Origin of the sequence: Kitasatospora sp. NPDC005748 (genome assembly GCF_040630735.1) — a bacterium.
In the GTDB taxonomy this organism is placed as follows: domain Bacteria; phylum Actinomycetota; class Actinomycetes; order Streptomycetales; family Streptomycetaceae; genus Kitasatospora.
Window position 1 is genome coordinate 1 of the sequence record NZ_JBEXYD010000064.1, and the last position, 13174, is coordinate 13174.

General features: G+C 73.5%; 14 protein-coding genes and 2 pseudogenes. 8 read left to right on the forward strand and 8 right to left on the reverse strand.

Translation table 11 applies throughout. The features are described 5' to 3' along the window. Positions 1 to 107: 107 nt before the first annotated feature. A complete protein-coding gene (locus tag ABZ495_RS30740) occupies positions 108 to 962 on the reverse strand; it encodes a PRC and DUF2382 domain-containing protein (protein WP_359809545.1) in 855 nt (284 codons plus the stop codon). Positions 963 to 1637: 675 nt separating this feature from the next. On the opposite strand from ABZ495_RS30740, the gene ABZ495_RS30745 reads away from it, so the two are divergent. Next, positions 1638 to 2417, forward strand: a complete 780-nt coding sequence (locus tag ABZ495_RS30745) for an SDR family oxidoreductase (RefSeq protein ID WP_359809543.1) — start codon at positions 1638 to 1640, stop codon at positions 2415 to 2417. Positions 2418 to 2605: 188 nt separating this feature from the next. Here the strand turns inward: ABZ495_RS30745 and gap are convergent, their stop codons facing one another. Beyond that, a complete protein-coding gene (gene gap / locus ABZ495_RS30750; protein ID WP_329491662.1) occupies positions 2606 to 3604 on the reverse strand; it encodes a type I glyceraldehyde-3-phosphate dehydrogenase in 999 nt (332 codons plus the stop codon). Positions 3605 to 3753: 149 nt separating this feature from the next. Here gap and ABZ495_RS30755 point away from each other — a divergent pair. Then, positions 3754 to 4017, forward strand: a pseudogene (locus ABZ495_RS30755) (DNA-binding transcriptional regulator); the annotation flags it as partial. A gap of 37 nt (positions 4018 to 4054) precedes the next feature. On the opposite strand, the gene ABZ495_RS30760 reads toward ABZ495_RS30755, so the two are convergent. Together ABZ495_RS30760 and ABZ495_RS30765 are read right to left on the reverse strand one after the other, a co-directional pair. Next, complete coding sequence (locus tag ABZ495_RS30760) at positions 4055 to 5014, reverse strand: helix-turn-helix domain-containing protein (protein ID WP_329491663.1); 960 nt, start codon at positions 5012 to 5014, stop codon at positions 4055 to 4057. A gap of 102 nt (positions 5015 to 5116) precedes the next feature. Then, positions 5117 to 5275: pseudogene (locus tag ABZ495_RS30765) on the reverse strand (DUF4232 domain-containing protein); the annotation flags it as partial. Between the two features lie 71 nt (positions 5276 to 5346). Between ABZ495_RS30765 and thpR the strand changes: the two are divergent. Both thpR and ABZ495_RS30775 read left to right on the forward strand, forming a co-directional pair. Next, complete coding sequence (thpR, locus tag ABZ495_RS30770; RefSeq protein ID WP_359809541.1) at positions 5347 to 5961, forward strand: RNA 2',3'-cyclic phosphodiesterase; 615 nt, start codon at positions 5347 to 5349, stop codon at positions 5959 to 5961. A 240-nt stretch (positions 5962 to 6201) separates the two neighbouring features. Then, positions 6202 to 7152 carry an SDR family NAD(P)-dependent oxidoreductase gene (locus ABZ495_RS30775; RefSeq protein WP_359839141.1) on the forward strand — a complete coding sequence of 317 codons (951 nt, stop codon included), beginning with the start codon at positions 6202 to 6204 and terminating at the stop codon, positions 7150 to 7152. Between the two features lie 76 nt (positions 7153 to 7228). On the opposite strand, the gene ABZ495_RS30780 is transcribed toward ABZ495_RS30775, so the two are convergent. Further along, complete coding sequence (locus ABZ495_RS30780; RefSeq protein ID WP_359839143.1) at positions 7229 to 7504, reverse strand: YbhB/YbcL family Raf kinase inhibitor-like protein; 276 nt, start codon at positions 7502 to 7504, stop codon at positions 7229 to 7231. On the opposite strand from ABZ495_RS30780, the gene ABZ495_RS30785 reads away from it, so the two are divergent. Further along, positions 7491 to 7829: a hypothetical protein gene (locus ABZ495_RS30785; protein ID WP_359839145.1), complete on the forward strand. Its 339-nt coding sequence runs from the start codon at positions 7491 to 7493 to the stop codon at positions 7827 to 7829. The genes ABZ495_RS30780 and ABZ495_RS30785 overlap by 14 nt on opposite strands. A 22-nt stretch (positions 7830 to 7851) precedes the next feature. On the opposite strand, the gene ABZ495_RS30790 is transcribed toward ABZ495_RS30785, so the two are convergent. The 3 genes from ABZ495_RS30790 to ABZ495_RS30800 form a co-directional block, all read right to left on the reverse strand. After that, positions 7852 to 8292 (reverse strand): hypothetical protein, encoded by a 441-nt coding sequence (locus ABZ495_RS30790; protein WP_329491668.1) that lies wholly within the window; start codon positions 8290 to 8292, stop codon positions 7852 to 7854. Between the two features lie 190 nt (positions 8293 to 8482). Continuing rightward, a complete protein-coding gene (locus ABZ495_RS30795) occupies positions 8483 to 9220 on the reverse strand; it encodes a VOC family protein (RefSeq protein ID WP_359839147.1) in 738 nt (245 codons plus the stop codon). Between the two features lie 71 nt (positions 9221 to 9291). Beyond that, a complete protein-coding gene (locus ABZ495_RS30800; protein ID WP_359809532.1) occupies positions 9292 to 10389 on the reverse strand; it encodes an alpha/beta hydrolase in 1098 nt (365 codons plus the stop codon). 140 nt (positions 10390 to 10529) lie between these two features. Here ABZ495_RS30800 and ABZ495_RS30805 point away from each other — a divergent pair, with 140 nt between their 5' ends. From ABZ495_RS30805 to ABZ495_RS30815, 3 genes are all read left to right on the forward strand, one after another. Continuing rightward, positions 10530 to 11255: a TetR/AcrR family transcriptional regulator gene (locus ABZ495_RS30805; RefSeq protein ID WP_359839149.1), complete on the forward strand. Its 726-nt coding sequence runs from the start codon at positions 10530 to 10532 to the stop codon at positions 11253 to 11255. A 272-nt stretch (positions 11256 to 11527) separates the two neighbouring features. Next, entirely contained in the window at positions 11528 to 12133 is a 606-nt protein-coding gene (locus ABZ495_RS30810; protein WP_359809528.1) for a DUF6461 domain-containing protein, read from the forward strand. 108 nt (positions 12134 to 12241) lie between these two features. Continuing rightward, positions 12242 to 13135: an RNA polymerase sigma-70 factor gene (locus tag ABZ495_RS30815; RefSeq protein ID WP_359839151.1), complete on the forward strand. Its 894-nt coding sequence runs from the start codon at positions 12242 to 12244 to the stop codon at positions 13133 to 13135. Positions 13136 to 13174 lie beyond the last annotated feature (39 nt).

Genomic DNA, 13174 nt, shown 5'->3' on the forward strand with positions numbered 1-13174 from the left:
GAGTTCAGACGTGTGCTATTACGATCTGGACCCCGGCCGTGCCCGCCCGCGCGTTCTGCTCCCGTGCCCGTCCGGACACCGGTACCGCGCTCGGCGGCACCGGTGGCTCAGCGGCGCCGGTCCTTGCCCGTCGCGGGCGGGTCCTCGGGCAGCTCCGCCTCGATCCGCTCCTTGCGGACCGTGCCGGTCACGGTCTCCTGCTCGACGAGCTCCTCGGTGGTCAGCCGCACCCGTTCCACCGGCACGGCCTCGGTCCGGACCACCGGCCGTTCCTCGTGCAGCACGACCTCGTGCTCGGCCTCGCCGATGGGCTCACCGGCGAGTGCGGCGTCCCGGTTGGCCTCGGTGATCGGCTCGCGTTCGACGCGGACCTCCTCGTGGCGCACCGGTACGGTCCGCTGCTGCTCCTCCTCCACGACGTACTTGCGCAGGCGGGCGCGGCCGGCCTCGTGGCGTTCGGTCCCGACCGTCATCCGTTCCTCGGAGCGGGTCATCGCGTCGTCCTGGTCGGCCGCGGTACCCGCCCGGGTGCCCGTACCCGCGGTGGCGGCGGCAGCGCCTGCCGCGCCGGTGGCCGCGGTCCGGTCCCCGGAGTGGGCCCAGCCGCCGTCGCCGGGCTGGTTGGCCTCGTGCCAGGCGTTGTCCCAGGCGATGCCGTAGTGGTCGTACAGACGGTGCTCCTCCTGGGCGGAGAGGTGGTTGCCGCCGTCGACGTCGACGTTGGGCGCGTCCTTGACGGTGGCCTTCGGGTAGGGCACTTCGAGGTGGTCGTCGACGATCCGGGCATCGCGGATCGGGACGAACGACTCGCTCGTCCCGAACCATCCGGTCTTGACGCTCACCCACTCCGGCTTGCCCGTCATGTCGTCGAGGAACAGGTGGTCGGCCTTGCCGATGCGGTGGCCGTCGGCATCGTGGACCGGGTGGTCGAGGACGGTACGGATCTGCTGTTCGGTGATCATCAGTTACGCCTCCTCCATGGGTCTGAGGAGCGCCTTGCCATCGGGGCCGAGCCGAAACGGCCTCCCGCATGACGTTCGCTCAGCGTCACCGGCGTCGTGAACCCGCTTGCGCCACGGCCCGGATGGGGTTGTGGCCGGGGTGGCGACGGAGTGTTGCCGATGCCGGCGAGCGGGGCCCGGGAACGGGGGGTACCCGTGGTGGCGGCGACACGGTGGGTGGCGGGTGGTCGACGGCGGGAGGGCTTGCGGTTCACCCGTTCGGCCCACCGCCGGGGTCGGTGCCGGTCACCCTCCGGAGCCGGTGGGGAGGACCTGGTCGGGTGGATTCGGGACCGGCCGCCCGAAGGTCTCCGGCCTGCGGCTTCGGCCCGTGACTCCGGCCCGTGATATCGGCCCGTGACTCCGGCCCGTGACTCCGGGCGACCCGTGGGGCACCATCACCGGTGCGTCCGGAGCCACCGCTGCGGACAGCCCGCCCCCGCCGCCGGGTGGCCCGGCCTCCGCGTTTCCCGGACTTCGCCCTCGAACCTCCCGTACAGTGCGGTCCAGAGGGTGGGCCCATCGGTCGACACGAGCCGATCCCGGACATCTTCGCCCCTTCGACGGGGGCGGAACTCCGGACCTTGCTTCGAGACCGGCCCCGGTTCCGGCCGGGACGCCGACGGGGGAGACGACGTGGGGGAACTGGACGGCAAGGCCGCCCTGGTGACGGGCGGCTCGCGCGGGATCGGGCGCGCCGTCGCCCGACGGCTCGCCGCCGAGGGGGCGTTGGTCGCGGTCCACTACGGTGCGAACCGAGCGGCCGCCGCCGAGACGGTGGCGCTCATCGCCGAGGCCGGCGGTGTGGCGTTCGCGGTGCGGGCCGGGTTCGGCGAAAGCGGCGCGGTGGACCGGCTGTTCGAGGCAGTGACCGCCGGGCTGGCCGAGCACGGCGCCGACGGTCTGGACATCCTGGTCAACAACGCGGGTGTCCACTCGGCCAGTTCGATCGGGCAGCTCACCGAGGAGGAGCTGGAACGGCTGCTCGCGGTCAACGTGCGCACGCCGATCTTCGTGATCCAGCGGGCGCTGCCCCTGCTGCGGGACGGCGGCCGGATCGTCAACGTGGGCTCGGCGGCCACCCGGATCGCGAGCCCCCTCCAGATCGGCTACACCGTGACCAAGGCGGCGCTGGCCGCTCTCGGCCCGTCGCTCGCCAACGAGTTCGGCCGGCGCGGGATCACCGTGAACACGGTCGAACCCGGGGTGGTACTGACCGACATGACCGCCGGGTGGACGGGCGCTCCCGAGGCGGTGGCCGGGCTGGAGTCGATCACCGCGCTCGGACGGATCGGCGAACCGGAGGACGTCGCCGATGTGGTGGGCTTCCTGGCGGGGCCGCGGGGCCGCTGGGTGACCGGCCAGACCCTCGACGTCTCCGGCGGCACCTACCTCGGCCCGATCCCTGCGGGGTGATCCGCAACCCCCGACGACCAGCGACGGGTTGACACCGTACCGGCCGGGCGGAACATCCACTGGGCACTCGACCCACTTCACCTACTGAGCGGGGCCCGGCCGGTTCGTCCGCTGCTCGTCGGGTGCGCGCGTGCGGAACGCTCGACCGGGAGATCCCGGTCGAGCGTTCCGCGGTAGCTGACTTGCCGTCAGTTGGCGGCGAGGAGCTGGAGCGTATCGATCACGCGGTTGGAGAAGCCCCACTCGTTGTCGTACCAGGCGACCACCTTGACGTGCCGGCCGTCGACGCGGGTCAGGGCCGAGTCGAAGATGGACGAGGCCGGATTGCCCGTGATGTCGGACGACACGAGCGGGTCGTCCGAGTACTCGAGGATGCCGGCGAGCGGCCCCTGCGCCGCGGCGCGGTACGCGGCGAGGACCTCGTCGCGCGTCACGTCGCGGGTGACGGTGGTGTTGAGTTCGACGATCGAGCCCACCGGCACCGGCACGCGGATCGAGTCGCCCGACAGCTTGCCGTCGAGGTTCGGCAGCACGAGGCCGATCGCCTTGGCGGCGCCGGTCGTGGTCGGCACGATGTTGACGGCGGCGGCACGGGCCCGGCGGGCGTCGCGGTGCGGGCCGTCCTGCAGGTTCTGCTCCTGCGTGTAGGCGTGCACCGTCGTCATGAAGCCGTGCTCGATGCCGGCGAGGTCGTCGAGCACCGCGGCCAGTGGCGCGAGGGCGTTGGTCGTGCAGGAGGCGTTCGAGACGATCGTGTGCGCGGCCGGGTCGTAGGCGTCGGTGTTGACCCCGTACGCCAGCGTCACATCGGCACCGTCCGACGGTGCGCTGACCAGGACCTTCTTCGCGCCGGCGGCGAGGTGGGCGCGGGCGGCCCCGGCCGAGGTGAAGCGACCGGTCGCCTCCAGCACGATGTCCACGCCGAGTTCGGCCCACGGCAGCTGCGCGGGTTCACGCTCGGCGAGCACCGTGATGCGACGGCCGTCGACGACGAGGGCGTTTCCGTCGACGGTCACCGGGCGGCCGAGCCGGCCGGCCGTCGTGTCGTAGGCGAGCAGCCGCGCGAGGATGGCGGGCTCCGTGAGGTCGTTGACCGCGATGATTTCCAGGTCGCTGTCACGTTCCAGCAGCGCACGCAGCACATTGCGTCCGATGCGGCCGAATCCGTTGATGGCGATGCGCGTCATGAGTGGTGTCCCTTCGGTTCACCACCAAATCTCGCGTACGGCGCCCGCTCACGACAGCGGCGTGATTGCCACGGTTCAAAAGGATCACGCCAGCTCACCCGTCCTCGAAGATGATCCGAGCGGGCCCCGGCCGTCGTCCAGGAAGGCGACGAGGCAAGGTCGTGCTCGGCCTCCCCGCCCCCACCGTCGCCGGCTTCGCCCGGGACGGGATCGTCGAAGCGCTCGGCCCCGACCGCTGCCGACTCGTCCTCGGATCCTGGTCCTGGACCGGCCTGGCCGCCGCCCTGGGCAGCTTCGACGCCGACATCGAGGTCGTCGGCCCGCCCGAACGCGGGAGCGCGTTCGCGCACCTCCCCACGCGTTGCGCCAAGGCCGTCGGAGCCTCCGGCCCGCCCCCGGCCGGGACGCCGTAGACCCGGAACACCCCGCGCGGAACGGCCCGGGCTGCTCCTAGGACTGCTGGGCCGTGAAGGTGCGCCGGTACTCGCTCGGCGTCGTGCCGAGGATGCGACGGAAGTGCAGCCGCAGATTGGCACCGGTGCCCAGACCGACGTCGGCGGCGATCTGCTCGATGTGCCGCTCGGAGCGTTCCAGCAGCTCACGGGCCCGGTCCAGGCGGGCCCGCATGACCCACTCCATCGGCGTGTACCCCGTGTCGTCGACGAAGCGCCGCGAGAAGGTGCGCGGCGACACCGCGGCGTGCCGGGCGAGCAGTTCGAGGGTGAGGGGCTCGCCGAGCCGGTGCAGCGCCCACTCGCGGGTGGCGGCGAACCGCTCGCCGAGTGGCTCGGGCACACTGCGCGGCACGTACTGCGCCTGGCCGCCGCTGCGGTAGGGGGCGGCGACCAGCCGACGGGCGGCGTGGTTCGACGCGGCCACCCCGAGGTCGCCGCGCAGGATGTGCAGGCACAGGTCGATGCCCGAGGCCGCGCCGGCGGACGTCAGGACGCTGCCCTCGTCGACGAACAGGACGTTCTCGTCGACCTGGACGAGCGGGTGCTTCGCCGCGAGCGCCCGCGCGTAGTGCCAGTGCGTCGTGGCGCGCTTGCCGTCGAGCAGGCCCGTGGCGGCGAGCGCGAAGGCGCCCGTCGAGATGGCGGCGAGCCGCGCGCCCCGGTGGTGGGCGGCGATCAGCGCGTCCACGACGGCCCGCGGCGGGTCGTCGCGGCCCGGGAACCGGTACCCGGGGACGAAGACGATGTCGGCCCACGCCAGCGCGTCGAGGCCGTGGGCGACGAGGTACGACAGGCCGTCGCCGCCGGTCACCGGACCGGGCGCGGCCCCGCACACCCGCACCTCGTACGGCATGCTCGCGCGGGTCGTGAAGACCTGGGCGGGAATGCCGACATCGAGCGGTTTCGCGCCCTCCAGGACGAGGACGGCGACGCGAAGCAGGCGGGAGTCGGGCACAGGAAGAGGTTACGTGGAGCCGTGACCCCGGTCGGCCCCGGACGCGGGCCGGCCGGCGGCGCACCGGCCGGACGGCCTTCGACGGTGCGCCCGGCGGGTGCGTCAGTTGCCCTGGCCGGCGCTTCCGATCGGGCCGACCTTCACCGGGGAGCCGCCGCCGTCCGTGACGGGCAGGGTGCCGGTGCCCGGCCAGGTGAGGGGGACCGGCTTCGTCTCGTCCGGCGGGGTCACGACCAGCCCGGTGACGCGAACGCCCGAGCCGCGCCCGTCCCGCCACGCACCGTCGCCCCCGGCGCGCGCGGGCGGACCGGCCTCGGCTAGCCTGCCCCCTCGTGGACGATCGACCCGAGCCCTCGACCCTGCGCGTCTTCGTGGCGCTGGCCCCACCCGACGATGCCAAGGACGAACTGGCCCGGGCCCTGCGACCCGCCTACGCCGGGTACCCGCGGCTGCGGTGGAACCGGATCGAGGACTGGCACATCACTCTGGCCTTCCTCGGCGAACTGCCCGCCACGGCGGTGCCGCTGCTGCGGTCGGCGCTTGCCGGCCAGGCCGCGTCGCGCCCGGCTCTGCGCCTGGGCCTGCGGGGCGGCGGCCACTTCGACCAGCGCCTGCTGTGGAGCGGGATCGACGGCGACCTGGACGGACTGCACCTGCTCGCCACCGACGTCCGGAGCGTCATCAGGTCCTGCGGGATCGCGTTCACGGAACGCCCCCTGCGCCCCCATCTGACGCTGGCACGGTCCCGCCGCGACGACCCCACCAGCGTGCCGCAGGCCGCGGCCGGACTCGCCGGGTTCGTGGGCCGGCCCTGGCGGACCGAACGCCTCCACCTCGTCGGCAGCAACATCGGCCGCGGCCCCGGGCCGATCCGCTACCGCGACATCGAGGCATGGCGATTCGCCGCCGCCCGCGCCGGCGGCGAGGACGCTCCCAGCGAGTCGTGACCGACGGCCTCGCGGCCTTGCGGCCTTGCGGCCGCGGTGGGGGCGGCCGGGGGATCAGCCGCCTCCGAGCGGTGCCGGCCGCCGGCCGAGGCGCCGTGCCCGGCGGTGCGTTCGGGGAGGTGACGGGGGGCTGTCGGTGATGACGGCGATCCATCAGTGATCGGTGAGTCGGCCGCTGTGTGATGGGTCAGGTCGGCGCCGCCGTCCGCACACCTCCCCCAGTCGAAGGAGCCACTCGTCATGACCCCCGCACCCCTGAGCCCGCCGTGGGACGTCCACCGGTTGCCGTCCGCCGACGGCAAGTCCTTCCTGGTCACCGGAGGCAACGCCGGAATCGGCTACTTCGTCGCGGAGCAGCTCGCCGCGACCGGGGCCGTCGTGGTGCTCGGCTGCCGGGACCGGGGGAGGGCGGGCGCCGCCATGGCGGCGATCGGGTCGCGTGTTCCCGGCGCCCGGCTGCGCCACCTTCCGCTGGACCTCGCCGACCTGGCGTCCGTGCGCGGTGTCGCGGACGGCCTCGGGCTCGACCGCCTCGACGCGGTGGTCCACAACGCGGGCGTCGCGCTCGACGACCCGCCGCGGCGGACGACGGAGGACGGTCACGAGCTGATGTTCGGGGTCAACCACCTCGGCCACGTCGCGCTGACCCGGGCACTGGCGCCCCTGCTGTCCGCGGCGCCGGCCGCCCGGATCGTCACGGTGGGGAGCTTCGCGGCGCGCTCCGAGCGGCTGGACCCGGACGACCTCCAGTCGCTTCGGGACTACCGCCCCGGGCGCACCTACGGCCGGTCGAAGCTGGCGCAGATGTCCTTCGCCTTCGAGCTGGACCGGCGCCTGCGCGCCCGCGGCAGCACCCTGCTCAGCGTGGTGGCCCACCCCGGCGGCGCCCTGGACTCCCTGACCCCGCCCCGCCCGGGGGTGCACGCGGCGTCCCGGGGCACCCGGCTGCGCGCGCTGCCCGCCGGGCTGCTGCTCCAGGGCAAGGACGCCGGGGCGTGGCCGATCGTCCGGGCGGTCCTGGACCCGCGGGTGCGGGGAGGGCAGCTGTGGGGGCCCAGGGCCTTCGGCCTGCGCGGCGCGCCGCGGCTGGAGCCCGCGCGGGCCCACATGACCGATCCGGCCGTCGCCGGGCGCCTGTGGGACGCCAGCTGCGACGGGGCCGGCGTCGAGGCCCACCTGGGCCTCCTCTAGACGCGGCTCCCGGTGCTCCTTGCCACCGTCGTGGTCGGCGCCGCCCCGGGAGCCGGGACGGTCAGCGGCGGGCGGGTCAGCGCCGGGCGGTGGCGGTCAGCTCCGCGGTGGCGAGGATGTGTCCGCTCATCGCCATCGAGAAGGAGGCCACGGCGGGGGTGCTGGTCGCGGCCAGGCCCAGGCCGGGCACGTCCAGCGCCACCACCCGGAGCACGTAGTGGTGCGCGCGGTCGCCGGCCGGCGGGCAGGGGCCCAGGTAGCCGGTGGCGCCGGTGTCGTTGGGCCCCGCGACCGCGCCGGCCGGTGTGGCGCCGGTGAGGATCGTGACGGTGGCCGGGATGTCCCAGGTCATCGCGTGCCAGAAGCCGCTGCCGGCCCTCTGGTGGGAGGACAGGACAGTGCGCGAGCGGTCCCACGGCAGCAAGCGGATGCGACACCCGGTGGGCGGGGAGCTGGCCCTCTGCTACGACCAGCTCGCCGCCACGGACGGCTCCGACCAGCGGCTGATGGTGCTCACCCCGGCGGACGGGGCGACCGAGCGGGCGCTGCGCCTGTTGATCGCCGGCTACTCGCAGGGCGCCGTGGGCACGTCGGCCCAGGTGCTCGAGGCGGCCCGGACGGCCCGAGTCGCCGGACCGTCCGGGCGGGTCCCGCCCGGGTGCTGGTTCGGCCTGTGACGCTCGTGCCGGTGATCCCCGGTCAGCGGCGGCCGGTGGCCAGGGTGACGAGGAACTGGCCGCCGCCCGGCTCGATGTGGGCGGTCACCGGCAGGTCCGGCACCAGCCGGGAGAACCGGTCCACCAGCCAGTCCGCGGCTTCCTGGGCGTCCTGCCTGGTCGGGCAGCGGCCCACCATCTCGCGGCCGCCCTTGCGCTCCAGCCTCGCGGCCACGGCGATCAGCGGCGCGGGCTCGACCACGTACAGGCGGTCCGGCCAGGCGATGACCACCTTGACCGCGCCCTTGCGGGAGTTGCACCCGCGGTGCGCGAGCCGCTCGGCGACCTTGGCCTTCCGGTCGGCGGTCCGGCTGTCAACGCTGGGCCCGCGCGGGTCGTTCACCGACTTGTCGGGGTCGACCGGTTCGTCGCACACCCAGCACCGCCAGCTGTCGTGCTCGGCCACATCATCGAGGAGACTCACCCGAGTAAACTAGCCTGCCCCGCCGCCGCCCCGCGCAGCAGGGCCTCGGCGATCGGGTGGAGCGGCGCCCGCCCCTCGCGCGGGCGAGGTCGCGCCGGCCGGTCCCCGGTCCTACCGGCGTCCGCCACCCGGGTGCGACGGACGCCCGCGCTCTCCGGGCCGGTCGGAGCCGGTCGGGCCTCGGCCGGAGTCAGCCGGGGCTGAGGAGACAGAACTCGTTGCCTTCCGGGTCGACCAGGATCGTCCAGTGGATCTCGGACTGGTCGACACCGGGGTCGGTGGCGCCCAGGGCGCGCAGCCGGTCCGCCTCCGCCGCGTGGTCGTCACCGCGGTAGGGGCGGAGGTCGAGGTGGACGCGGTTCCACCCGCTCTTGGTGTCGGGGGTGCGGATGAACTCCAGGTAGGGGCCGACGCCTGCGGCGGAGCGCATGGTCGCGTAGTCGTCGGTGACCTCGTGCAGCGTCCAGTCCATCGCCTCGCCCCAGAACCGGGCCATCGCCCGTGGGTCGGCGCAGTCGACCACCACCGCGGCGATCGGCCCGGTGTCCCGGTAGACCGGGCGGGGCTCCAGGACGCAGAACTCGTTGCCCTCCGGGTCGGCCATGACGGTCCAGGGGACGTCGCCCTGACCGACGTCGGCGAGCGTCGCGCCGAGGTCCCGCAGCCGTGCGACGAGCTCCGTCTGATGGGCCGTCGAGGTGGTGGCCAGGTCGAGGTGCACCCGATTCTTGACCGTTTTGGGTTCCGGCCGGGCAATGAGATCGATGCAGACGGCCGTGGGATCGGGGTAGCTGAAGCCGACGGGTTCGAGGTTGGTCACGCCGGGCCCCTCGCTGTCGAGGCCCCAACCGAGCGCCTCCGCCCAGAACCGGCCGAGCGCGGAGTCGTCCCGGGCCTTCATGTTGATCTGCACAAGTCGGGTTGCCATGCCGAAGATCATAGAAGCTGTCGCGGGCCCGCACCCGAGCGCGCGCGGAAGAGCCCGTCTCCCCGGCAACCTCACCGGCCCGCGGCGTGGAGCCCGGCGGTGGCGACGACCGGCCGGACCTTGGTGAGCATCAGGTGCAGGAACTGGTCGGGGTGGCGGAAGGACGCGAAGTGGCCGGCGTCCCTGATCAGGGCGAACTCCTTGACCGGCGCCTGCACGTCGTCGAGGAAGCACCGGGCCCGGTCGGTCGGGTTGAGCACGTCCTGGTCGCCCTGGAAGACGAAGAACGGCAGCTCGAAGCAGGTGCCGTCGGCCCGGTCGTCGAAGCCGGCGGTGTCGGGGAGGATCTGCTCGGAGAGCTTCATCCCCTTGCCGAGGGTGCCGAGTTCGCTCAGCGAGTGCAGCGGGGAGAACCAGAGCGACTTCATGACCACGGACTTCATGGTGCTGAAGGTCAGCGGGTCGGTGGTGGCGGCGATCTTCGCGTAGGTGCCGTACTGCTCGGCGGTCCACGTCCGGCGGTCGCGGTCGATCGCTCCGACGGCGGCGAGCTCCTTGCGCTTGCCCGCGGCGCGCAGCCGGGCCAGCAGGGCGAGGCGGTCGGCGTCGTCACCGTCGGCGTCGTGGATCTTCTGGTCCGTGCCGACGTAGGCGCAATAGCGGTCGGGGTACTGGCGGGCCAGGCGCAGTCCGAAGGCGCTGCCGAAGGAGTTGGCGACCAGGACGACCCGGTCGACGCCGAGCCGGGCGCGCACGAAGTCGGTGACCTCGACGGCGTCCTGGTACATCCGGGCGAAGCCGAGCTCGCCCTGGTGGTCGGCGCCGGAGCGGCCGAGGGTCTTGCCGGTGCCGCGCATGTCCCAGCGGACGATCGTGAAGTGCTTCTCCCAGGCCCGGGTACGGGGCCCGTAGATCGCGTTGGAGGCGCCGGGCCCGCCGTGGATCTCCAGGATCACCGGGTTGGCCAGGTCCTCGCCCCGGATGGAGATCCACTGCTCGATCCCGCCGATGCGGACGAACTCCTGCTCGTCGACGCCGTCGGGGGCGGTGATCCGCATCAGCCGGGCGTTCGCGGCCTGCCTGATCCGGCGGTGGCCGAGGAGGAGGGCGACGGGTGTGGCGGCGACGGCGGTGGCGACGGCGGTGGCGATGAGAACGGTGTCGAGCATGGCTGGCTCCCCTGAACTGTGTATCGAATAAGCAATTGAGTTTATGTTATACACAGTTCTGAGGCGCCGTCAACGAGAAGCGGTGGCCGCCGACGAGAGGGAGCGGCCGGTCGACCGGTCGCACGCAGTGAGGAGCCCGCATGGCCGCCGGCAGGGAGAAGAAGCGCGACCCGAAGGTGAGCCTGGCGCTGCTGTGGGGCGAGCAGGACCAGCCCCGGCGCGGGCCGAAGCCGTCACTGACCGCCGGGCGGATCGTGGCCGGTGCCATCGAGGTCGCCGACGCCGAAGGCCTGGACGCGGTCTCCATGCAGCGTGTCGCCGCCGAACTCGGCGTCACCACCATGGCGTTGTACCGGTACTTCCCCGGCAAGGCCGAACTGGTCGACCTGATGGTGGACTCCGCCCTCGGCGTACCGTCCGAGGCCGTCGCCGGGTCCGCCGGCTGGCGCCCCGGGCTCACCGAGTGGGCCCGCCAGTGCTGGGCGCTCTACCGCCGCCATCCCTGGGTCCTGACCGCCACCGCCATGCGCCGCCAGCTCATGGGCCCCAACCAACTGGCCTGGCTCGACGCCGCCCTGGCCGTGCTGGCCCCGACCGGACTGTCCGCCGCCCAGCAGCACGACACCGTCCTCCTGGTCATCGGCCACATCCGCAACCTCGCCCAGCAACTCGTCGACCGTGACGAGGAGGGGGAGCAGGAGTGGAACCGCCTCGCCGCCGACACCCTCGACCGCCACGCCCACCGCTACCCCGCCCTCGCCGCCGCCATCGCGGCCGGAGCCTTCGCCCCCCGGGCCGAGGACCCGCTGGACTTCGGCCTGAACCGCATCCTCGACGGAACCGCCCTCCTCGTCGACCGGGCCTGACCGCCGCGCCGGCCCACCCGACGGTGGTGGGGTGGGCGACGTCGGGCGTGGGTGCCGCTGTCCGCTGTCCGCTGTCCGCTGTCCGCTGTCCGTTGTCCGTTGTCCGTTGTCCGTTGTCCGTGGGAGGGCCGACGAGAGTGGGAACGAAGGGGGCCGGGCGGTACCCGGACGACACGGCGTGCGGCCCGGGCCCCGACCCGGCAGGGGCCGGACTGTCGTACCCGCCGTCTAGCCTCGCGGGGAGAGCCGACCGCTGCACGGAGGGACTACGGATGAGTGGCCTGAGCTGGATGTACGGCACGGACCTGCCGCTGCTGAGCGTCACCTTCGCCCGTGGCCTCACTGCGCGCGGGCTCCTGGAGCGGATGGGCGCGGACCCCGACACGCTCGCCGAGCGCACCCAGGAGGAGTTCAGGGACGAGTTCGACGACCTCCTCTACGAGGACGACGCCTATGTGGTGACCGCCGGCCGGTACGGGGCGTGGGCGTGGGTCTGGGAGCACGGCAGTTGGCTGTGCGTCGAGGACGACGGACTGCTCGGTGAGCTCTCGACGGGGACGGCGGCGCTGTCCCTGCACGCCAACGAGAAGCCCCTGGTGGACTTCCGCTACGCCGAGGACGGGCAGGTGGTGACCGGTCTGCACACCCTCCTGGGCATCGAGCCCCGGCACCGCACCGGCCGGGACCCCCACCGCTTCGACGCCGAACTGCGGGCGCTGGGCGCCTGCCCGGACACCGGGGAGACCGGACCGCTGGGCATGCGCGGCCTCTTCTACCGTCTCGCCGAGGGGCTCGGCGCGGGTGTCGACCCCGCCGATCTCTCCGGTGGGGCTGTGCTCAGCGCCCGGCTCCGGCCGCGTCCCGACCGGGTCGGGTGATCCGCCGGGTCCGGCCGCCCGGCACAGGCTTCTCCGCCGCTCCCGGCGCGCGGGCGATCCGCCGCCGAGGTACGGGTTCCCGAGAGTGATCATTTAGCGTGTGCTCCCATGGAGAAGGCTCAGGAGTTCGAGGCGCACCGGCCTCGCTTGTTCTCGTTGGCGTACCGGATGCTCGGATCGGCGGCGGAGGCCGAGGACGCCGTGCAGGACGCCTACCTGAGGTGGCACGGGGCCGAGCGGGAGCGGATCGCCGCGCCGGGGCCGTGGCTGGCCAAGGTGACCACCAACCTGTGCCTGAACCGGCTGACGTCGGCGCGGGCCCGACGCGAGGAGTACGTCGGACCGTGGCTGCCGGAGCCGGTCCGGACCGACGGCGGGGCGCTCGGGCCGATGGAGACGGCGGAGCAGCGGGACGCGGTGTCGCTGGCCGTCCTGGTGATGATGGAGCGGTTGACCCCGCCCGAGCGGGCGGCGATGGTGCTCCGCGACGCCTTCGACTACAGCCACCGTGACGTCGCAGACGTGCTCGACTGCTCGGAGGCGAACGCGCGGCAGCTCTACCGCAGGGCCAAGCAGCATCTGGGCGACGAGCGGCCGAGGTTCGTCTCCTCCCAGGGGGAGAGCGGCGAGTTGGTGCTGCGGTTCCTGGAGGCCGCCGCGCACGGCGAGCTGGCGCAGCTGGAGGAACTGCTCGCCGGACAGGTGGTCGCCTGGTCGGACGGCGGCGGCAAGGTGGGCGCGGCGCGGCGGCCGGTCGTCGGCCGGGAGAACGTGGCCCGGTTCCTGGCGGGTCTGTTCGCCCGGTGGGCGACCGGGGTGCGGATCGAGGTCGTCGAGGCGAACGGCACCGCGGTGGTGCTGGGCTGGGAGGGTGGTGCACTGACGTCCTGCGGTGCGCTGGAGCTCGGTGGTGCCGGAATCACCGGCGTGCGGCTCATCAGGAACCCGGACAAACTGGCCTTCCTGGCGCACCAGTGCTCCGGGTTGTCACAGAACACGTGAGTCGTCGGTTCCTCATCGGTAACGGCAGAACGAGAAGGG